The organism is Nocardia sp. NBC_00511, assembly GCF_045161165.1.
In the GTDB taxonomy this organism is placed as follows: Bacteria; Actinomycetota; Actinomycetes; order Mycobacteriales; family Mycobacteriaceae; genus Nocardia.
This window is the reverse complement of sequence record NZ_CP107849.1, coordinates 1,159,946-1,180,297: the sequence shown is the minus strand read 5'-3', so window position 1 is coordinate 1,180,297 and position 20,352 is coordinate 1,159,946. Positions and strand designations below refer to the sequence as shown.

Annotated in this window: 18 protein-coding genes; 6 read left to right on the top strand and 12 right to left on the bottom strand. The window is 64.7% G+C overall.

All coding sequences use genetic code 11. The features are described from left to right. The first annotated feature begins 23 nt into the window (after window positions 1–23). The 4 genes from OG300_RS05640 (at window position 24) to msrB (ending at window position 4,442) form a co-directional block, all read left to right on the top strand. The gene (locus tag OG300_RS05640; protein ID WP_405492832.1) at window positions 24–797 is read left to right on the top strand and encodes a pyrimidine reductase family protein; all 774 of its coding nucleotides are present in this window, start codon (window positions 24–26) and stop codon (window positions 795–797) included. 54 nt (window positions 798–851) lie between these two features. Further along, window positions 852–2,414, top strand: coding sequence for an alpha/beta fold hydrolase (locus OG300_RS05635; RefSeq protein ID WP_405492830.1), 1,563 nt, complete (start codon window positions 852–854; stop codon window positions 2,412–2,414). A 276-nt stretch (window positions 2,415–2,690) separates the two neighbouring features. Then, window positions 2,691–3,989, top strand: coding sequence for a glycosyltransferase family 87 protein (locus OG300_RS05630; protein WP_405492828.1), 1,299 nt, complete (start codon window positions 2,691–2,693; stop codon window positions 3,987–3,989). 9 nt (window positions 3,990–3,998) lie between these two features. After that, entirely contained in the window at window positions 3,999–4,442 is a 444-nt protein-coding gene (gene msrB, locus OG300_RS05625; RefSeq protein WP_405492826.1) for a peptide-methionine (R)-S-oxide reductase MsrB, read from the top strand. Between the two features lie 53 nt (window positions 4,443–4,495). On the opposite strand, the gene OG300_RS05620 is transcribed toward msrB, so the two are convergent. The 9 genes from OG300_RS05620 to OG300_RS05580 all read right to left on the bottom strand — a co-directional run bounded on the left by OG300_RS05620 (window position 4,496) and on the right by OG300_RS05580 (window position 14,571). Next, window positions 4,496–5,830 carry a tyrosine-type recombinase/integrase gene (locus OG300_RS05620; protein ID WP_405492824.1) on the bottom strand — a complete coding sequence of 445 codons (1,335 nt, stop codon included), beginning with the start codon at window positions 5,828–5,830 and terminating at the stop codon, window positions 4,496–4,498. A 1,505-nt stretch (window positions 5,831–7,335) separates the two neighbouring features. Beyond that, window positions 7,336–9,000, bottom strand: coding sequence for a MobF family relaxase (mobF, locus tag OG300_RS05615; RefSeq protein WP_405492822.1), 1,665 nt, complete (start codon window positions 8,998–9,000; stop codon window positions 7,336–7,338). Window positions 9,001–9,518: 518 nt separating this feature from the next. Beyond that, window positions 9,519–9,842 (bottom strand): hypothetical protein, encoded by a 324-nt coding sequence (locus OG300_RS05610; protein WP_405492820.1) that lies wholly within the window; start codon window positions 9,840–9,842, stop codon window positions 9,519–9,521. Between the two features lie 97 nt (window positions 9,843–9,939). After that, window positions 9,940–10,209 carry a hypothetical protein gene (locus tag OG300_RS05605; RefSeq protein WP_405492818.1) on the bottom strand — a complete coding sequence of 90 codons (270 nt, stop codon included), beginning with the start codon at window positions 10,207–10,209 and terminating at the stop codon, window positions 9,940–9,942. Between the two features lie 131 nt (window positions 10,210–10,340). After that, entirely contained in the window at window positions 10,341–10,787 is a 447-nt protein-coding gene (ssb, locus tag OG300_RS05600; RefSeq protein WP_405492816.1) for a single-stranded DNA-binding protein, read from the bottom strand. Between the two features lie 403 nt (window positions 10,788–11,190). Beyond that, window positions 11,191–11,412, bottom strand: a complete 222-nt coding sequence (locus tag OG300_RS05595) for a hypothetical protein (RefSeq protein WP_405492814.1) — start codon at window positions 11,410–11,412, stop codon at window positions 11,191–11,193. A gap of 7 nt (window positions 11,413–11,419) precedes the next feature. Then, complete coding sequence (locus OG300_RS05590; RefSeq protein ID WP_405492812.1) at window positions 11,420–12,280, bottom strand: bifunctional DNA primase/polymerase; 861 nt, start codon at window positions 12,278–12,280, stop codon at window positions 11,420–11,422. Window positions 12,281–12,359: 79 nt separating this feature from the next. Continuing rightward, window positions 12,360–14,201 carry a ParB/RepB/Spo0J family partition protein gene (locus OG300_RS05585; protein WP_405492810.1) on the bottom strand — a complete coding sequence of 614 codons (1,842 nt, stop codon included), beginning with the start codon at window positions 14,199–14,201 and terminating at the stop codon, window positions 12,360–12,362. A gap of 163 nt (window positions 14,202–14,364) precedes the next feature. Then, window positions 14,365–14,571, bottom strand: a complete 207-nt coding sequence (locus OG300_RS05580) for a hypothetical protein (protein ID WP_405492808.1) — start codon at window positions 14,569–14,571, stop codon at window positions 14,365–14,367. Between the two features lie 191 nt (window positions 14,572–14,762). Here OG300_RS05580 and OG300_RS05575 point away from each other — a divergent pair, with 191 nt between their 5' ends. After that, window positions 14,763–15,578 (top strand): alpha/beta fold hydrolase, encoded by an 816-nt coding sequence (locus OG300_RS05575; protein ID WP_405492806.1) that lies wholly within the window; start codon window positions 14,763–14,765, stop codon window positions 15,576–15,578. 277 nt (window positions 15,579–15,855) lie between these two features. Here the strand turns inward: OG300_RS05575 and OG300_RS05570 are convergent, their stop codons facing one another. Then, complete coding sequence (locus OG300_RS05570; RefSeq protein ID WP_405492804.1) at window positions 15,856–16,191, bottom strand: Lsr2 family protein; 336 nt, start codon at window positions 16,189–16,191, stop codon at window positions 15,856–15,858. 230 nt (window positions 16,192–16,421) lie between these two features. Beyond that, window positions 16,422–16,907: a hypothetical protein gene (locus tag OG300_RS05565; RefSeq protein ID WP_405492802.1), complete on the bottom strand. Its 486-nt coding sequence runs from the start codon at window positions 16,905–16,907 to the stop codon at window positions 16,422–16,424. 187 nt (window positions 16,908–17,094) lie between these two features. Between OG300_RS05565 and OG300_RS05560 the strand changes: the two genes are divergently transcribed. Beyond that, window positions 17,095–18,239 (top strand): IS3 family transposase gene (locus tag OG300_RS05560; protein WP_331722933.1). Its coding sequence is split into 2 segments (ribosomal slippage): window positions 17,095–17,374 and window positions 17,374–18,239, totalling 1,146 coding nucleotides; the frame shifts between segments, so codons are not numbered across the junction. Window positions 18,240–18,705: 466 nt separating this feature from the next. On the opposite strand, the gene OG300_RS05555 is transcribed toward OG300_RS05560, so the two are convergent. After that, window positions 18,706–20,004, bottom strand: coding sequence for a bifunctional folylpolyglutamate synthase/dihydrofolate synthase (locus OG300_RS05555; RefSeq protein WP_405492800.1), 1,299 nt, complete (start codon window positions 20,002–20,004; stop codon window positions 18,706–18,708). Window positions 20,005–20,352 lie beyond the last annotated feature (348 nt).

The following is a 20,352-nucleotide window of genomic DNA, read 5'->3' as shown; positions in this document are numbered from 1 at the left end:
GAACCGTGATGGGATGAGTCCTTATGCAGCGTATGCCGAATGCGATTCAGCTCACAGATCTCACCCATGACGACCTGGTGAGGCTGTACACGTATCCGGCCGAAATATCCGCGCCGTTCGTGCGTGTCAACTTCGTCACCAGCATCGACGGGGCGGTCAGCGTCGACGGACGCTCCGGCGGACTCGGCACGCCCGCCGACAAGACGGTCTTCGGACTGCTGCGCGACCTCGCCGACGTGGTGCTGGTCGGGGCGGGCACCGCGCGCACCGAGAACTACGGGGCCGCCCGCACCGACGCCGGACTGCGAACCCGCCTGCACCACCACGGTTTCGGCGGCGACGCCCAGGGCACCCCGCCGCGCGTCGCCGTGGTCACCGCCAGCGCCGACCTCGACCCCAACAGCCGGTTGTTCACCGACACCGGGGCCCGGCCCATCGTGCTCACCAGCACCGAGGCGGCCACCGACCGCAAGCAGCGACTGCGCGACGCGGGCGCGGAAGTCATCGAGGCGGGCGAGCACACCCTGGGCGCGAACGACATCCGCGAGGCGCTCGGCGGGCTCGGACTACCCCGCGTGCTGTGCGAGGGCGGCCCCGGACTGTTCGGCGAATTCATCGCCGCCGGAGCCGTCGACGAACTGTGCCTGACCGTATCGCCGCTGCTGGTGGGCGGCAGCGCGGGACGAATCTCGCACTCGCCCACCGGCTTTCCGACCCCCATGCGATGCCGACACCTCATCTCCGCCAGCGACGGCACCCTGCTCACCCGCTGGGAGCGACTACACGGACACGAGTGAACGCGCGCACACCCGAGGCTGAAACCGCGTGCGGGACCTGGCAGGCTGTATCGCATGCGCTGGACTCGGGCCGCTCTGCTGGCGTCGACACTGTCGATATTGGTGACCACCGCCTGCGGGGCGGGGCCGTCGAATCGGCCGGGTGTCGCGGTGGAACGCCCGCACGAGGCCGGGTCCGTGCAGACCACCGCGCCCGGTGAACCCGCGCCGCCCGCACCCGAGGTCCCCAAGGCCGACCTGGCCTGGCACGACTGCACCGCGCCCACCTTCAGCCTGCTGTCACTCGGCGCGATGCCGCAGGGACTGGTGCTCGAATGCGCCGAATACACCACGCAGGTCGATATCGGCGGCAATGTGTCGGGCAACTTCCGCAACGCGGCCATGCGCGCCCGCTACGACCGCACCCCCAAGGATGTCGCGCCACTCATCCTGACCTCGGGCGCGGACCGGTCCTCGACCGCGACGCTGGCCGGACTGGCCGCCGGACCCGCGAGCGCGCTGCTGGCGGCGCGGCCCATCATCGCCGTCGATCGACGCGGGGTCGGCAGCTCGCAGCCGATCACCTGCATGACCGACCCGCTCCGCAAGACCCTCGCCGATCAGGCGCAATTCACGCGTGGCGCAACCGATCCGGTGGACGCGGTCAGCACGGCGGCCCGCGACGCCACCGTCGCCTGCCTCGACTTCCTGGCTCCCGCGCAGGCCGTCTTCGACTCGCCGCACGCCGCCGACGACATCGAGCAGCTGCGCAAGCAGTTGCAGGTCGATCACCTGGCGCTGCTGGGTTCCGGCACCGGGGCGACCGTGGCGCTCAACTACGCGCGCAAGTACGGCGATCACGTCGGACGGCTGGTGCTGGATTCGCCGCAGGCGGTCGGCCTCGACGCCAACGGGCGCACCGAGCAGCGGGTCAAGGGCCAGGAGGCGGCGCTGACCGCGTACGCGCAGCGCTGTGCCTCACTCAACTGCTCGCTCGGCGCGGACCCCCGCGCCGCGATCATCGACCTGATGAACCGGGCCGGGGCCGGGCAACTCGGCGACCTGTCCGCCGCCGCACTGGTGACCACCCTCAACGGGTACCTGGGTGACTCACGCGCACAGGGCAATCCGCAGCTCACCGAATTCGCCGACGCGCTCTCCGCGCTCGGACGCGGCGACCACGGACCCATCACGCCGTTCGTGCTGCGTGCCGCCGCCGCGATCGCCAACGACGGCCAATTCGTCAACCGTTGCAGCGACAACCACGAACCCTCCACCCCCGACAAGGCCCGCGGCCTCGAAACCACCTGGGGCACGCAGTATCCGATCTTCGGCAAGGTCGCGGCCATCGACCTGATGCTCTGCTCGGCCTGGCCCGCCGCCACCCCGCTGACCCAGCCCGACAAGTTCAACCAGCCGGTTCTGGTCCTCGGCGGCAGCGCCGACCCCGTGACCGGTGAAGACGGCCGCCCGACCGTCACCGGCGCCCTCAACGCCGCCGGAGCCCGCACCGCCACCGTCGTCTGGCAGGGCTGGGGCCACCCCACCTTCGCCCACTCCGGTTGCGCCCAACAGGCACTCGCCGACTACCTCACCGACGCCAAACTCCCCGAGGACGGAACCGCCTGCCCGGCATAGCCGCCCGACGCCTACACGGACCCGCACCTGCCGGGCTCGACAACGAGTGCACTACCTTTGGCGAAACCACTCGCGAAGCGCGATAAACGTGCACCGGACAACTGATCTCGCAAGGATCGGGGTAACTCACCGGGTACGTCCGAGATGGTGTCCGTGTCATATCGTTAGCCCGGGTCGGGAAGTTCAACGGCACCAAAGCCGCCCGCTGAAGGCTCGGGGAGGCGGGACAGCGGGTCGGCGCATCGGTAGCGGGGGGTTTCGGTGTACCGTGCCCGAGTGTTCCTTCGACAGCTCGAGCCCCGCACCGCTCGCACCACCGCCGAGGTACTGAACTTCGCACTGTGGCCATTCGCGGTCCTGACCGTCGTGCATCGGGTGTTCATCAATGCTGTCAACTATCACGTCACCAATGACTTCACGCCCGTGTACAACGCGTCGCTGGCGTTCCTCAATCACCGGGCCGTGTACAACGCCAACTTCAACTCGACCGACCCGGCGTACCTGTACCCGCCCAGCGGCACGCTGCTGATCTCGCCGCTGGCGATCATCGATCCCGAGAAGTCCAAGTGGGGCTTCATCCTGATCAATGCGATCGCGCTGCTGCTGGCCTGGTACCTGCTGCTGAAGCTGTTCAACTTCACGCTGAACTCGGTGGCCGCGCCCGCACTGCTGCTGGCCATGTTCGCCTCCGAAACGGTCACCAACACACTGGCTTTCACCAATATCAACGGCTGCCTGTTCCTGGCCGTGGTCGCCTACATCCACTTGCTGATCAAGCGCAAAGACCTGTGGGCCGGTGTGGCTCTGGGGTTGAGCATCGCGGTGAAGGGGCCACTCACGGCTCCGCTCCTACTGATTCCGCTGGTGCGCGGGCAGTGGAAGGTGTTCATCACCGCACTCGGCATTCCGGTGATCCTGAACCTGGCGGCCTGGCCGTTGATCACGGACTACAAGCAGTTCTGGACGCACACGCTGCCCTACCTGTCGGCACCGCGGGACTACTTCAACTCCGCGATCGTCGGCAACGCCGGGTACTACGGGGTCGCGGACTGGCTGACCTGGACCATCCGCATCGTGCTCGGTGTGATGGTGCTGATCTCGCTGTGGCTGCTGTACCGGTACTACCGCGACGACGAGGTGTTCTTCATCTGCAACGTCTCCGGCATCGTGATCACCGCGGCGATGCTGCTGGGTCCGTTGGGCCAGATGTACTACTCGATGTTCCTGTTCCCGATGCTGCTGACCGTGGTGCGGCCGAACTCGCTGGTCCGCAACTGGCCCGCCTGGCTGGCCATCTTCGGATTCATGTCCTACGACAAGTGGCTCTCCGATCGCTGGCAGAGCATCGGCCGCGACCTCGAGTACCTGCGCACCACCTTCGGTTGGGGGCTGCTGCTCATCGTGGCGTTCTGCGTGCTCGGCGACCGCTACCTGGCCGCCCGCCGCGAAGGCCGCCTCGAGGTCGGCAAATCCCTCGACCCGGCCTGGATGCACCCGGAATGGGACACCGCCGCCGAGGTCGGCGCCTCCGCCGAAACCCCCGCGCCCCGGACGAAGGCCGCCGCCACGTATTAGCGTGGGGGCATGAGTTCCGACGCTGAAACCTCGCTGCCCGCACCGCGCATCCAGCTGACGCCGCAGCAGTGGCGGGCCAAGCTCACCCCGAACGAGTACCAGGTGCTGCGCGAAGCGGGCACCGAACGGGCCTTCACCGGCGAATACACCGACACCGAGACCGAGGGTGTCTACGACTGCCGGGCCTGCGGGGCCGAATTGTTCCGCAGCGGTGAGAAATTCCATTCGCATTGCGGCTGGCCGTCGTTCTTCGACCCGGCCAAATCCGATGCCGTCATCCTGCGCACCGACGACTCCCTGGGGCAGCGGCGCGTCGAGGTGCTGTGCGCCAACTGCCACAGCCACCTCGGGCACGTGTTCGAGGGCGAGGGTTACCCCACGCCCACGGACAAGCGCTACTGCATCAACTCCATCTCGCTGCGTTTGCACCCATCCGAGGGTTCTACCAGCTGAAACACCGGCGCTCGTTCGCCCACAGACGCCGTGTGAACGCTTTGCGAACGTTTTCATCCGGCGTCCGCGAAGTCGACCACCGGTCGTTGCAGACTCACGTACGCCTGCGTGGTGATAGCCGAGTTCTCATCGTGTCCCAGGATCAGCCGTGCGGCCGGGACTCCGTGGACCTCAGCAACCCGAGTGGCACGGGTGCTGCGCAGTGTTTTGAGCGTCGACCATGACAGCTCGGTGTCCTTGACGATCGAGTGCCACACGGTCGACAGCTTGTTGGTGCGCAAGATCTTTCCGACCCGGCTCGGAAAGACCAACGCCTGCCCCGGCGCCGCTGCAAGCTTCCGCTCACGCAACATGGCGAGACACTCCGCGTCGACCTTTATCGTTCGCATGGAACCACGAGTCTTGGTGAACGGTTGCCGGAAGGCCACCGTCACCACGGCCTGATCATCGAGTTCGTGCCAGTCACCGCGGACAACGATCTCGTGTCCGGCGAGCTCATAATCGTGGATGACCTTGCGGACCTGCCACACTCGCAGCGAGCAATCAACGATCGTGCCGGCGATGGTCACCGTTCCAATTGCGAAGTCGACATCGTCCCACCGCACCGCCACCGCTTCGCTGGGACGCGCTGCCAGCGCGTATGCCAGCATCGTGTAGTCCCGGTACCGTTTCGGCCTTCGGTTGGCGGGATCGGCGAATCGCGCCGCTTCCAGCTCCCAGTACCGGCGCATCTCGTCGGGTGTCAGAGGTTGCGGCTCGTCCGGGAAGTACGGGTTGACCGCCCCGGCCCGTCCAGCCTTTCGTCGAGCCCCAACTCGCCCATGGATTTTCACCATGACAACAGGGTTGAAATCCAGCAACCCGTCTTCTACCAGCATCTGGAACGTCATGCGCAGGAGCGCTTTGTGGACCGCTTGTTTCGTGGTGCTCCAGTTCAATTGCTCGAGATGGAGCCGAATGTGATACGGCTTGACCTCGACGGCTCTCATGCGCCCGAGCGTCGAACCGACGATCACGAACTTGTCCTTCTTGGCCCGAGCGCTCGTCGATCGCTCAATCTCGTTGCGGTAGGACCGGCCGTTCTGCGGCCGCTTCCCGGGGTGCTTCTCGTACGACGTGAGCCACGCGCGAGCCACCTCGGCGACCGTGCACTTCTCGTCGTAACTACCAGCCCACGTAGCTTTCGGTTTCCACTCGCCACAACGCTCTTTGAGCGCGTCCTTGGCTTGCCGTTTGGTCTTGCCTGACGCTCGCACCAGGCTCGGCTTGAATGGCTTGGGTTCACCAATCCGGCAATGGGTTTCAAAAACCTGCCGAGCTTCGTTCCACTCCGGCTCACTCGGATCGCCCGGCTCCCCCGGTTTCAACGCCCTTCGAGGCATACGCATAACCCCTTCCATCCACCCGATCGCTCAATCGCGACGGAACCATCGCTCGGCTTATGCCGTGCGGCGAAGAGCGTATGAAATCCATTGAATGAGCGGAAGACACAAAATGTAGCTACACAATTGCCAGTGAGCTGACTGTGCCTGATTACGGACCGCAGACCGTATGTTCATCTACGAACGCGCGTAAGCATTTCCATGGATACAGCACACGGCGGCCATACTTCACATAGCGAGGACCGACTCCCATGTACCGGTCGTTAGCAAGCTTGGCTACGGTCGTCCGCAAGAATTCGGCCGCTTCTGCCGGAGTTGCCAACTCACACAAGTCCGTTCGTGCAGCCGGCCCGCTTTCGGCTCCAAGTCTCCTCCGAGAACCCTGGCTAATGCCTTCAATATCGACATCCATCGGTACGCCCTCTCCCGCCAGACTTCGCTGGACCTCGCGAAGTTGGCACTAAATCAAAATCACTCGAAAAGGTATGCGGCAATACATCGTTCAAGGATTCCAAGAGCACGGACGAGCACGCAAGCTGATTCAGCACACTCCATATGGGGGATACAAAGTCAAATTCGGTCGTCGAGCTCTAATTGCGATTCGCGCCGGATCGGAAGTCCGGTGCTGCCAGGTCTTACCAGCCGAGCCGCGTACACCTACATGTTGCGATTCTCGCTGGACCCGGAAGTCCGGCGCTGCCCGGAGCAAGCGAGGCTATGGCTTCACCCGAAAGTGTTGCGATTCTCGCTGGACCCGAAGGTCCCGCGCTGCTCGGTCCCGTCGATCTCGGTGCGCGGCACCACCAGGTTGCGATTCTCGCTGAGCCCGAAGGTCCGGCGCTGCGCACGATGGTCGCGGTACCGACCTTGTTGCGTTTGTTGAGATTCTCGCTGGACCCGGAGGTCCGGCGCTGCCCCGACGTCGCCCGCATACCAGGAGTCCCAGATGTGGTTGCGATTCTCGCTAGACCCGAAGGTCCGGCGCTGCCCGAGTGGTAAAGCGTCTACATCTGGGAGTACCTGTTGCGATTCTCGCTAGACCCGAAGGCCCGGCGCTGCCCTCGACATCCTGATCATCTACCTCGTCTACCGGCCATTGCGATTCTCGCCGGACCCGGAGGTCCGACGCCGCCATCCGCAGGCGCCGCCAGCGTAACCTGCTCTACATTGCGATTCTCGCTGGACCCGAAGGTCCGACGCTGCTTCCCCCGCTGGGCGCTACGCCTGCAATGGGGTGTTGCGATTCTCGCCAGGCCCGGAGGTCCGGCGCTGCCGCCCGGCAGAAAGACGGCCTGTTCGGTACCGCTAAGTTGCGATTCTCGCCAAGCCCGGAGATTCGGCGCTGCGGACGCAGGGTGTCGAACTGCTTCCCGGTCCGACGTTGTGATTCTCGCCGGACCCGAAGGTCCAGCGCTGCCTGGATCAGCACCTGCACGCCTGCCGGGACAGGCCCGTTGCGATTCTCGCCAGACCCCAGGTCCGGCGCTGCACCTCACCCATCTCAGAGGGGGCTAAGTAGGTGTAGTTGCGATTCTCGCGGGACCCGAATGCCCGGCGCTGCGCACGATGGTCGCGGTAGCGACGTTGTTGCTTTTGTTGCGATTCTCGCTGGACCCGGAGGCCCGGCGCTGCGGCACTACCGCGTGCAGTGAGCCCGTGAAGTCTTGGTTGCGATTCTCGCTGGACCCGGAGGTCCGGCGCTGCAGTTGTGGTGGTGTGGCGGTGAGCAGTTCAGCGACACCACCGAGCCCGACACCGATCTCGACAATGGCGTCGTCGGGATCGAACGGTCGGGGTGCGTCGGGATGGTTGTGCGCCCACAACAGGTCCTCGACGAACTGTTGCCCACCGCGCCCGCGGCCGAACACACAGCGGAACCGGGCATCCCATTCGCCGATCATCTGCCGCAGCGCCTTCGGCAATGGTTTGCCCGCACGGGTTTGCAGGGTGGCCTGCTGGGCGAGCTTGTACTGGGTGACCTTGCTCGGGGTGCGGCCGTGGCTGCTGCGGTAGTCGGCGACGAGGTCCTCGAAGCGCACGAGAATGTCCTCGCGACGGGAGAATTCGGCGACCATCTCCTCGCCGACACCGACCACTTCCAGGACAGGTTGTTTGCCTCGGACGCGGGTGCGTTCCTCGAACCGTAACCCCATGCGCCGCTTCAATTTCCCGACGATGGTCGCGTTGTAGCGGCACGAGAGCGACACTGTCGCCGCGTACAACGCGCGCGCATCGAGGGCCGACCATTTGCCGTCGGAGCCGAGAACCTTTCCCGAGATCACCGCATGCGTGTGGGGATTCATGTCCCCGGCGCGGTTGTCGTAGTGGGTGAACGCGGCGATGATCAGCCCGGTCGCATCGATCTGCCTGACTCCGTTCGTGCCGCGGCGGGTCACCGCATACCGGGATTCGGCGAATTCCAGGACCTCCCGCACGGCCTCGAGGTGGCATTGCCAGATCTCGCGGCGCACCGCATCCGACCCGAGTCCCCACAGGATGCTGATGGACTTCTGCGGGGTGAACACACAATCGAACCCGGCCACCGCCTTGCGGGTCTCGGCTTTCTCGGTGGTGAGTGCGTGGTCGATCTCGGCGCGTCTGGGAGCGCGGCCGAGCACGCTGGTGAGGTGTTCGCGGGCGGCATCGGTGCGCAGGATCGTGCGCTCGTCCCAGTCCGGGCGCCGCCGCCATGCGAAAGTGAACTCGGCCAATTTGCGGTCGAGAATGTCGCGAATCGGTGAGGGTTCGGTGGAGAATTCGTAGAACATTCGGCCGATCTGCGCGGCCTCGATAGCCTGCTTCACGGTCTTTCCGTCCGCTATTGCAGCGGCGATGATGGTATCGGCGTCCGGATGCAAACCCTCGCTGAAGAGCGCTTTCATCTGCGCCTCGGTCACCATTCCCGACAGGCCGAGTTCGGCCGCGCCCCGGCCCATCCATATTCCGGGCGGAGTGCCGTGCTCGGTGTAATAGTCGGTGAGGTCGCGGGTGCGGTCACGCAGGCGATCACCGCTGGCCACTTGCCTGGTCAGGTACTCGTAGCCGTCTCCGGCGTGTAAGCGGTGAAGGGTCATCACATGATCGAAGATAGCGCGGAATGTAAACTTAAATGAGACATTACCCGTGAGTAGAATTGGAAATGCAAGAGGTGTGTAGGAATGAGGAAAAGAACCCATATGGGATCTGATGGAATGGTATTTGGAGGGTTGCGGAGAATGGTGTGGGGAGGGAATCTTGGGAAGTGGAAGAGAGGGTGATGGAAGAAAGGTGAATGCGCGAGGGGTGCGAGGTCCGGGCTGCCGGACGGCCGGACGGAAAGGGGTATGCGATGGCAGAGAAGCCGAATGCGCGCAAGTGGGCGCGAGAGGTGACAGCGCGGCTGATGGCCGAGCAAGCGTGCGCGCTGCGGGAGAACGAAACCGATCTGACGGAATTCCGCAAGCAGCACAGCCGATGGGAACGGGCCAGGCAACGGCGAGAGACCGCGATCGCCGCAGCCGATGCGCGCTACCGCCAGAGCGAAGCCGACGCCGAAGCGGGCGCGGCCGCCGCACTGCGGCGGCTGCACGCGCGGGGGATGGCGGAATCGCAATTGTGTGAGATCACCGGGTTGAGCCTGACGCGGGTGCGGCGACTGCTGCACCTGGGCCAGCGGTCCGGCTCCGTGGGGACCGGCAACGAAAGGTCGGTCGTATCAACGGGAGTCGGCGTCGAAGTAGATGAGTGTGGAGCGGGGGATGAGGTGGCGCAACCCGGGCAGGGAGAACACGCGCAGCGCCACCCGCGAGTCCCAGATCCCGTGCTTGAACGCCCACGCCCAATGCCCGACAAGCCAGATCAGGACACCCAGAGCGAGCCAGGGCAGTCGGGCGGGGATCGCCCTGGCAGGGGTCAGGACGATCGCGAGCAGTGAGTCGAAAATGATGAAGAATCCGACCAGGCGGGCGAGGAACGGAAACACCCACCACAAGAGCATGGCCGCCAGGATGGCAATGGCGGCAAGCCAGATCAGGCCCATGGGAACACTCCTAACTGTGTGGCAGGTGGGGAGCGAGCTACTTGTGTTGCACGCCGATACCTGCCGGTAGACACCGGAATTGGCAGAACTGGATCGATCAACCGCGGGTGGCACGCGGAGCGCGATCGTAGAAGCGAGCCCGGCCGATCAGTCGCTCCTCGTGCGCGCACAGGGCGTGGATATCGGCGGCATCGAGCAGGTCATCACGGACCTGTGTCAGCTCTTGCACCTGCCGTGTCAGTGCGCGGGTGTCGAGTTCGGCCGTCCGCAGGCGCGTGGCGAGCATCATGAGCAGCACGGGCCACACAGCGAGATCGCCGTGGGAAATTCGGGGGACACGATCATGCGGGGTGTCGTGGGCGGGCATCGAAGCCACCTCCGAACTGATTCGAGACGAAAGCGAGTCCGCCCCACCGGCAAACGGTGAGGCGGACTCGGTGCTGAGCTGCGCCGGTACAGCTTGCAAGGCGGGGCGCACCGCCGCCGATGATCGATCGGTTAGAAGTCGGGCTGGTCCCCGGCTCCTGCGGTAACGAGGGTGCGCTTGCCGCGCCGAGCGGGTTGCTCCTGCGGCTCGGCCTCCTCAGTGGTCTGGACTACCACGGTGGTGAATTTCAATGACACCGCGATTTCGTCGACCATGAGCTCCGTGATCCACTGGGTGACGCCGTTGCGGTCCTCGTAGCTGCGCTGACGCAGCCGCCCGGTCACGCTCACACGCATGCCCTTGGTCAGGCTCGCCGCGACGTTGTCGGCCATCTCGTTCCACACGACGCAGCGCATGAACAGGGCTGCGCCGTCACGCCATTCGCCGGAGGCGCGATCGTAGATACGGGAATTCTGGGCGACAGTGAGGTTCGCGACGACCTGACCGCCGGCCAACGTGCGGTGGTCCGGATCTGCGGTGAGGTTGCCGATCACGGTGAGGGTTGCTTCTCCAGCCATGACAATGCACTCCTTGATGGGAAGGGATGAATAACAGCCAGACCGCCGTGTCCTCCGAAACCCCGATACGGATAAATCCGTGATCGGGTAGTGCCCCGGAGGCTGGGCGATCTGCGGCTTCGCCATCAGGGGTGGGCCGGGCCGGCGGGGGTTCTGCGGCGCGGGATGGGGATCGCCGCGCTCTTTGCGGCGACCGGAGCGTCAGCGGAGGCTCGTCCCCATCCCGTGACGCAGGTTCATCGGTGGTGCCCGGCTCACCCCTGATCCCCTTGGGGCAGATCGCCGGGACTCCGGGAGACACCCGACTAACTCACTTGCTTGCCCTTTTCCTGCTGCTTCGGGGGAGACGCCACGAACAGGGAGTTGTTCTGGGCAGCGGGGTTGCGGGTGGCTGGTACCGGATCTAGGTGATGGGCCTGATTCGGCGCGGGTGATCGGGGTCGTGGAGCTCCCAGTCGCCGTGGCTGTCGCAATAGGCGGTAGAGAGCCAGCGCCGGATTCCCCAGCGCTCCATATCGATCCACCGGGTCGCCGGATCAGTGCATCCCAGGTGGTAGCAACCGAGGGTGCCGTCCGGCAATCGGTCGAAATGTTGCACGGTGCTCTTGCTGGTGCCTTTTCCCATGAGGTTCCTAACGGCTGTTGGTCGCGGTCGGCAAGTGCCGGGGTCGGCGCGCGCCGATGGTGAGACCGCTGGTGATGGTTCGCTCGAGCTCGCGGGCAGTGAACTCGTAGTGGCCGATGTGTACTGCTGCGGCCGCGGCGAGACCGTCATGAACGAGGCGCTGGTCGAGCTCTCCGCCACCGACAAGACGGCCGAGCCTGAACGCCGCCCAGAACAAGGCTGTATTGCGGGTGCCGTGCACGGCGGCAGTGACCTTGCGGGTCTCGGCATCGACGATGGCGCGCAAATAAGCGCCTGGATGGGATAACGGCGCACCGGGGTTCGCCGCCGGGGCGTGCGATCGTGGCGGTGTGAGCAACCGCAGGAGCCACGGGGGCAGCTCGCTGGGCGGCCGTGGGGTGAGGACTCGGTAATCACCGTCGCCGGTCTGCGAGCCGGCGGCGAGGACGTATCCGCCATGGCCGCGCGAATCGATCCCCGGTGCGATGAGGCCAGCAGTATTGGGCAGGTGCAGCCCGTCGGGAACCTGGTAGTAGAGATGGCGGCCGTTGTTCGGGGTGGCGACGGAGTAGGTGAGCAGCGTTGCTCGTGCACCGGTCTGGGTGGCGAGCCGATAGAGGGCAGCGGGGCCGTCGAGTCCGTGGTGGGTGTCGAGATCGATGACGTGCAGGCCGCTGGGGCCGGTAGCGATTCCGACGTTCTTCCGCGATTTCGGAGGCCAGAACTCTTTGATACGTGTCTCGTCGGTAGTTGCTTCTTGGGGCCAGTTTTTGATCGCGGGGATTTTCGAGTGGGGTTGCAGGGGAAAGACAGACCAGCCTCGCGCTGCCGCGGCCAGGGCGGCGCCGAGGAATCGATTGGAAGACAACGGAACTCCTTCGCGAATAGCAGGGGCAGGCAGGCTTCGGGTACGACCGGGGCCTGCCCGCCTGTGTGGGGTCAGTGGTTCAGGAGTCGATGTCGATGGTGCCGGGATCGATATCGCCGGCGGCGGCCTGCTCGACCGGGGCCAGGTGGTGGCCGTTGTCGGCGAGGAAGTGCAGGTATCGGCGCACCCCACGGTCGGTGTAGCGCCAGGCGTCCTTGCCGGTGCGCTTCTCGTACCCGCCGAGCACCAGACCCAGCGTGATCACCTGGCAGCGTGCGGGTTTCGCGGTGCTGATCGCGGTGAGCAGTTCGCTGCGCCCCCCGGTGATACCGAGCAACTCGTGCGCGGTGCGGTCGGCGTTGTACTCGCTGAGCAGACCCGGTTCGTCGGCCAGAGACTCCGCGATGAACATCGCCGCGAGCGGCGGCAGGGTCTTGCGGGCGAGGTAGCCGGTGACGTACTCACGCCGGGCCTCGAGCGCGGCCTGGCCCTGCTTGTTGAGCTCCCGCACCCGCCGAGCGGCCTCGCGTTCCTGCTCACGACGTTCGGCCGCGACACGTTCGGCTTCGACACGCTGCTGCGCGGCGACACGTTCGGCCTCGGCACGCCGCTGCGCGGCGGCCTGCGCGGCTTCCTCCCGTCGTTTGATGTCCTCGTCGGTTTCGGCCGCGTGTGGCACGTCATCGAGGGCCCGGGTGTCGTCGGGTTCCTCGTAGTGGGCGGGAATCTCCTCGGCTTCCACCGTGCCGGAGACGTCGCTGTCAGGGACAGTGATGTCGTGATCGAAGCCGGTTGCGAGCGCGAACCTGGAATCGTCCAACCGGTCGGCACGCAGATAGCAGGTCGGTTCCCACACCGGCTGGCGGTGCACGGTGTCGGCATGACGTTTGCCCCCGATGGGCTTGGCCTCGGGCCGGTCCTGTGTGTCCCAGTCGACGGTGTCGGGATCTACGCTCGCGCCGGTATCGCGATCGACGAGGGTTTCCTGGTCGGCGGGAAACATGTACACCACCCAGTCGGCGGCGGTGGCGGCCAGGTCGTCGGCGGTGATGTCGCGGTCGTCGGCGGTGCGCAGCAGCTCGTAGTTGATGAACCGGTCGTTGTCGGCGGCGGGTTCGCTGGTGAGCACCCCGAAGCCGTGCGCGGCATAGGACAGCGATTCGAGGAACCGTTGCCGCGCTTCGCCGCGCTCACCGGCGATCAGCTTGGCCTCGTAGGCGAACATCGACCGGGAGGTGGCCAGTAGACGCGTGACTGCGTCGGTGTCACCGACCTTTTCGTACTCGGCGAGGATCACGGCCTGCTCGAAGTCGAGTTGCCCGGAATCGACTGCACGGCACGCGGTATCGCTCGCACCGACGGTCACCGCGAGCTTGACGTGATCGCGTTTGCGGCCGATCTCCTGACTGATACGCGTGAGCGACGCGCCGAATTCGAACATCTGCGTCATCCCGGCTGCACGGTCACCATCGGTCAACGGGATGCGGTAGTCGTTGGCATTGATCTGCTCGGCGATGCGGTTGATCGCACGCTCGGCGGGCGATACCTCCGGGGCGGGGGTGATCCAGACCGGGACTTCCGGCAGGTCGAAGGCCAGGGCGGTGAGAACTCGGACCTGCCCTTCGATGACGGTGATGGTGCCATCGAGTTCCCGGTATGCCTTGACCGGTGCCTTGACCCCGTGGCGCCGGATCGAATCGGTGACATCGGGGTGGTCGCCGAGGTCGAAGTTCTTTCGGACATTGTCATCGATGACCAGTTCGCCGGGCGGCAGCATCAACGCTTGCGGCGCGGGCGCGGCGGGATCGGGGGGCGTTTGCGCGGTTGCGGGCGGCTCGACTACCTCGAGTGTGTCGAGGGCAGCGTCGTGGAGGTCGGGGGTTGGATCGGAGGTGACAGCGGTGTCGATGGCAGTGGACATGAACCTGAGTCCTTTCGAAACAGAAAGGGCGGGTACCGGATTCGTGAAGATTCCGATACCCGCCCGTGAAGGATGAGCCGAGTGAAGAGATGGCCGGTGGCGTCGTATTCCGGCTGGAAAAACAGCCGAGTCCGGCATGGATGCGGCCTGCGGGAGGTGTGTGTCAGGTGCGTTTGCGGTTGGTGACGTTGAGCGGGCGCAACGCCCAGATGCCGTCGTCGGTGGGTGAGTACAGCCAGTGCTTGCCCGACCACCCGTCAGCCTCGCGCCGCCAGGTGGTGACCACCTGTTCGTCCAGACGCGCCGCGGGACCGGCGGTCCCGAAATGCGCCGCCTGCTGGTACTCCTCACGGGACATGGTGTCGATCATGGAAACGAACCTCCTCGGAAACAGAAAACGGGTGAGACACCGAACGCATGCCGGTGCCTCACCCGAGGGAAACTGGTTGAACTGGAATGAATTGCAGCGTTTGCCAATTGAAACTGCCCTTGTGGCAGGGGGATCGGACTCAGACCAGACTCATCGCCTAGACCCTCTACGAGCGTCGATAGAGTCCGCGCATGCCGACCATCGAAGCCAACGGCATCACCCTCGGCTACACCGACACTGGAGAACCACCTGGCCGGCCGCAGGCACAGACCATCGTCTTCGGGCACGGAACGCTGTTCGGCGGATGGATGTTTCGGCAACAAATCGACGCACTGCGCGATCGCTTCCGCTGCATCGCCATCGACTGGCGCGCACATGGAGATACCCCAGCACCTCGCACGGGCTACGACATGGACACCCTCACCTCCGACGCAGCCGCGTTGATCACCACGCTCGAAACCTCCCCCGTCCACTGGGTGGGGCTATCCAGCGGTGGATTCGTCGGACAGCGCTTGGCCATTCGGCACAGCGATCTTCTACGGTCCCTGGCCCTGCTCGATACCTGCGCCATTGCCGCATCCACACGCGTGGTACGCCGAAATGAGTTACAGGCCAGCCTCTTCCGTGTCATGGGACCCCGAATACTGCGACACACCATCGCACCGCTTATGTTCAGTCCCGCCTACCTCTCCCGCACGGAAGGCAAAGCGGCAGTCGACGAATGGCTCGATCGACTCGGCCAATGCAGTCGGCATGGCATAGCGCAGGCGATGCGCGCCGCGATGATCCGCCCCTCGGTAGAAGACGAGCTCAATCGCATCACCCTGCCGACCCTTGTCGTCGTCGGCGCGAACGACACGATGACACCACCCCCACTCGCACGGCAAATGGCCAACTTGATCCCGGGCGCCCAGCTAGAGGAGATCCCCGGTTCAGGGCACTGCTCGGTACTCGAACAGCCGACTGACATAACCCGGATACTCGAGCAGTTCTTCAATCCAAGCTAGAACTGTGGAACTCCTCGGTCTACACGGTAGCCGCGACCGAGGAGCAATCCGATCCCATGAGCGACGAGGTACGAGTGGCAACAGGCCCACGGCCCACGCAGGCGCTGAGCCGAACACTGATGCGACTGCGCCGATTTGACCGTCGCCAGCTGAACCAGGCGAAGTCAGTCCGTTCCATTCATACTCGCGGCCATCGCGGTTGAGGGTGATGGGCGACACCGCGGTGATCGTGGCAGTCAAGCGCTATGGCAGTCGGCTCAGTCCCGGACGACAACGGCTACTTCCTCGCGTTGTGATACGCCGAAACGATGCCCGCCTGGATCCTTCCCCTGCTCGAGACCTCATGGCCGTTCTTGCGAGCCCACTCCCGAATGGCGGCACTCTGCTCACGGTCGACGGCCGCGCGGGCCGGTCCACCCTTACCACGCGGCGTCCGTCCCACCTTGCGCGCGTTCGTGGTCCACTGCTCGAGTTCGCTTCGCAACCGGCTGGCGTTCGGACCCGACAGATCGATCTCGTATTCGGCGCCGTCGAGCGCGAACAGCACGGTCTCCTCAGCCTCGGACTTTCCATCGAAATCGTCAACGAGAGTCACAACGACCTTGCGTGCCATGGACAGCGTTCCCTTCGGGGTATGTGAAGACGTCGGGTGAATGCTACTGACCCTCGACTCCACCGTTCGTAACAGCGAGCTGGTCGCGGCTATTCACCTGCTCCGGACGTGCCCTTGCCACTCGCGGATTGGCCGAAGAAGAACCCCAGGATCAGCAGGAGCATGCTGTCCGGAACTGGCGTGTGGATGATCCAGTGCGGTGGTGAGAACGCCGAGGAGGACGGCTCCAATCAGGACGGCGGCGGGTTCGCGGTCGAGCAGTGATTTCCGCACTTGCCACCTCCGTCCGCGAAGCTCGAGATCCCGCAGTGCCTGAACAGTCTCGTCATCTCGTCCGCCAGCTGGGCTGCGAGATTACGTTGGTGCGTTGCGACTTCGGCGACAAGACCGGCCAGCTCCTGCCGAACCGCGGGGTCCTCGACCCTCAGCTCGACAGCTCCCCTGATCTTCTCCAACTGCTCCTGACCGGAGAGCATCAGGTGCACATCGGCGAGTTCTCGTCGCCGGCGCCCGATGAGGGTCACGAGGACGTTTGTGGTCTCGACGCTCGAGGGATGAGAACGAATCACACCCAGTCTGGTGGAGTCGTCGCGTGGATCCTTTCGTCCGCTCATTACGTCCTCGTAGAGGCGATCGAGACTCTCGACATCCGATAGCGCGTCGCCAACGGATGTCGGATCGTCGCGGACTGGTATTCCGCTCTTCGCCAGCAGCATTGGGAAGACCGCAGCGGCCGCGGACTCTACGTCCCCCGTTCGCCAGATGCTCTTGCACACTCGGCACAGATTCCCCGCAAGACTGATCTCGCCATTGCACAGCAGACCAAGGCTACGGTGGGGACTGCCCCCGGTTTGGTTGACTCCTGACCTGTGAGGACCTCCTCGCAGTGGAAGGATCACCGACATGCCCAAGCCCTATCCCGAGGAGTTCCGCCGCGACGTAGTCGCGGTCGCCCGCAAGGGCGAGATCCCGTTGACCCAGATCGCGAAGGACTTCGGGATCTCGCAAAGCTGCGTGAAGAACTGGGTGAAACAGGCCGACATCGAGGATGGACATCGCCCCGGCGTCACCGGTGATGAGTCGGCCGAGCTTCGCGAGGCCCGCAAACGGATCCGGCAACTCGAACAAGAAGCCGAGGTCATGCGCCGTGCGGTCGCCTACTTCTCGCGCGATGTGAACCCAAAATGATGTACCCGCTGGTCCTGGACCTGGCCGCAGACAAGATTCCTGTCGCGGTGACCTGTCGGGTACTCGGATTCTCCACCCAAGCATTCTTCAAATGGAAGAAGAACCCTGTCTCGCAACGGGATTGGGACGATGCGCATCTGATCAATGCCGCCTACGACATCCATGCCGACGACCCTGCGTTCGGCTACCGGTTCATCGCCGATGAGTTGCCCGCCCGCGGCATCCGCGCGGGTGAGAACCGAGTCGCCAGATTGTGTTCACAGCAACGGATCTGGAGCGTATTCGCCAAGAAACGCGGGGTGAACCGCAAGTCCGGCCCACCGGTCCACGACGACCTCGTCGACCGCAAATTCACCGCCGACGCCCCGGATGCCGTGTGGCTGACCGATATCACCGAGCACGCCACCGGCGAGGGCAAGCTCTATCTGTGCGCGATCAAGGACGTGTTCTCCAACCGGATCGTGGGCTACTCGATCGATTCTCGGATGAAGGCATCGATCGCGGTATCGGCGCTGCATCACGCCGTCGCGTTCCGCTCACCAGACGCGACGGTCGTTCACTCTGACAGGGGCAGTCAGTTTCGTTCCCGAAAGTTCGTGAATGCATTGTCAGTCAACGGTTTACGAGGCTCGATGGGCCGCGTCGGGGCGTGTGGTGACAATGCGGCCATGGAGTCGTTCTTCGCGCTGCTGCAGAAGAATGTCCTCGACCGGCAGCGCTGGGCGACCCGCGCGGAACTGCGGTTGGCGATCGTGGTCTGGATCGAGAAGACCTACCACCGCACTCGTCGGCAACGCCGACTCGGCCGGCTCACCCCGATCGAGTTTGAGACAATAAACCGGCCCGCGCTCGCGGCCTGAACCACTACACCCGCGAGTCAACCAAACTCGGGGCAGTCCCGTGTTCTCGATCGCTTCGTTGGGCTTGTCCAGGCTCTGCGCCGTTCGTCTCGTGTGGCATTCAACGCCGGATTGTCCTGTAGCCCTTACCGAGTAGGTTCACCTCCAACCTAACCAGCACCGGTCAAACGTCACCCTTAGCACTAGCTACAGAATCGGTCGCACAGCACATTCTGCGCTACTCTTTTGCGGCTTAACGGGTTTCGCAAGTATTCGCCGATGACCTAGGGACAAGCGTTTAGTCGACTCCACGCTCCGATCGCAGTACAACCAACTGCTCAACCGTGATCGTCATGATCGAGCTTGAGCCACTCGACGCGAACCCCTTCTATGCCAAGCACGCTCACCCATTCTGCCGCGAGGGTGCTGGTGCCGGACCCTACAGGCGCGTGAATCGGCACCAGGGCTTTGGCCTTTGCGCAGCCGGTCATCGTGCGAGCACCGTCGCCGCGTCGGCCACCGCGTAGAAAGAGCCGGAGACGATCACCGGCATACTGCGTCCGGCCAGCGCGATCGCAGCGTTCAAGGCCTTTTCCAGCGACGGTTCGGTGAGCGCTGGAGCGATGCCCGCGCGGCGCGCGGCCGCAGCTACCTCGATCGCGGGAAGGCCTCGCCCTCGTCCCGCGTCGATGCCGACGGTGCCGTATTCGGTCGCGACCACTGCAGCGGCGGTCGGGGCGACCACCTCCATCGCATCATCAACATCCTTGTCCGCCTTGAACAACAGTACCCACACGACTTTGCTCCCCGGCCAGTTCTCGCCAACCGCCTCGGTGAGTGCCGCGAGCTTGACGCGGTTGTGGGCTCCGTCGAGAACCAGATCGTGGCCTTGCCAGCGGCACCGTTCGAACCTGCCTGGGAGCCGTACCTCGCGCAGCGCAGCGCTGGTCTTGGCCGGATTTAGCGCCCATCCGTCGCGCCGCGCCAGATGAGTCGCCCCGGCCAGAGCCAAGCCTGCGTTGATTCGCTGATACGGCCCGGCCGGTCCTACGACTGTGTCGGTACACAGGGCTTGAGCCTGCTCGTCGCTGAGCTGGTCCAAGGCGCATCGGCGGTGCGCGGCGACATCGGCGATGGTCCGGTCGGCCTGCGCGCCGCTTCGAATTGCTACCGCCGCGCCACCAACCGGCAGGATCCCCGCTTTCTGCGAAGCGATTTCCTGCAGTGTTTCGCCGAGGATGGCAGTGTGGTCGAGCCCGATCCTTGTCAGGACTGCCAGCTTGTCGGCACGGGTGACAGTGTTGGTGGCGTCGTGAAGGCCGCCAAGTCCTGTCTCGATTACCGCATATTCGACCTGCCGATCGCGAAACCACTCGAACGCCGTCGCGGTCGCCGCTTCGAACATCGTCACCGGCCCCAGCGGCCCGGCGCTGAGTTCCACCTCCTGGGTCCGCACTGCCGCAACCGCAGGTGCCAACTCCATCGCCGAGCTCAGCCGACCGTCGAGCTGGAACCGCTCGAACCACGAATACACGTGCGGCGACAGATAGGTTCCTACCCGCCAACCGTGGGCGGCTAGAATCGCGGAGATCAGTACCGACACCGATCCCTTGCCCGCAGTACCGGCGACATGTATGACACGCAAGGCGTCTTGGGGGTTCCCCAATCGGGCCAGGAGCTCGGCGGAACGCATGCGCCCGACACCCTCTACCCCCACAACGGTGTTAGCGGACGGCGACAGTGCCGAGAAATACTGCTCGACGTCGGCTGCCTGGTCCTTGGCCACCGCCAGGGATCGGTCGTTTCTCACAGAAATCAGTCGTTTCTCACTAGGTTCACGCCGTCCTCGGGCACGAACTGCGGAATGGACGGTGAACTCGGGCACCGGTTGCGGCACGGACATCGCCAATCTTGATTCGGGGCACGATCTATACAAGGGCCAGACCGACCGCGGCGCCGTCGACGAATGCCAGCTTCGGTGACGAAGCTATGCAGACGCCCAGGCCCGGTCAGCGGTAATGTGCAGTACTGCAAGATCTTCGGATTGCGCTGTGACAAGAGATCCATCTCGCGCTACCCATGCCCTCGAACATCGCCCCGCGGGATCATCCGTTCGCCAGGTCTTTCTGGACAC

Bases quoted from the DNA above. Each gene is read 5' to 3' on its own strand.
- OG300_RS05640 (WP_405492832.1), top strand. From the start codon at position 24: ATGCAGCGTATGCCGAATGCGATTCAGCTCACAGATCTCACCCATGAC.
- OG300_RS05635 (WP_405492830.1), top strand. From the start codon at position 852: ATGCGCTGGACTCGGGCCGCTCTGCTGGCGTCGACACTGTCGATATTG.
- msrB (WP_405492826.1), top strand. From the start codon at position 3,999: ATGAGTTCCGACGCTGAAACCTCGCTGCCCGCACCGCGCATCCAGCTG.
- OG300_RS05620 (WP_405492824.1), bottom strand. From the start codon at position 5,830: ATGCGTATGCCTCGAAGGGCGTTGAAACCGGGGGAGCCGGGCGATCCG.
- mobF (WP_405492822.1), bottom strand. From the start codon at position 9,000: ATGGGTTCTTTTCCTCATTCCTACACACCTCTTGCATTTCCAATTCTA.
- OG300_RS05610 (WP_405492820.1), bottom strand. From the start codon at position 9,842: ATGGGCCTGATCTGGCTTGCCGCCATTGCCATCCTGGCGGCCATGCTC.
- OG300_RS05605 (WP_405492818.1), bottom strand. From the start codon at position 10,209: ATGCCCGCCCACGACACCCCGCATGATCGTGTCCCCCGAATTTCCCAC.
- ssb (WP_405492816.1), bottom strand. From the start codon at position 10,787: ATGGCTGGAGAAGCAACCCTCACCGTGATCGGCAACCTCACCGCAGAT.
- OG300_RS05595 (WP_405492814.1), bottom strand. From the start codon at position 11,412: ATGGGAAAAGGCACCAGCAAGAGCACCGTGCAACATTTCGACCGATTG.
- OG300_RS05585 (WP_405492810.1), bottom strand. From the start codon at position 14,201: ATGTCCACTGCCATCGACACCGCTGTCACCTCCGATCCAACCCCCGAC.
- OG300_RS05580 (WP_405492808.1), bottom strand. From the start codon at position 14,571: ATGATCGACACCATGTCCCGTGAGGAGTACCAGCAGGCGGCGCATTTC.
- OG300_RS05575 (WP_405492806.1), top strand. From the start codon at position 14,763: ATGCCGACCATCGAAGCCAACGGCATCACCCTCGGCTACACCGACACT.
- OG300_RS05570 (WP_405492804.1), bottom strand. From the start codon at position 16,191: ATGGCACGCAAGGTCGTTGTGACTCTCGTTGACGATTTCGATGGAAAG.
- OG300_RS05565 (WP_405492802.1), bottom strand. From the start codon at position 16,907: ATGCTGCTGGCGAAGAGCGGAATACCAGTCCGCGACGATCCGACATCC.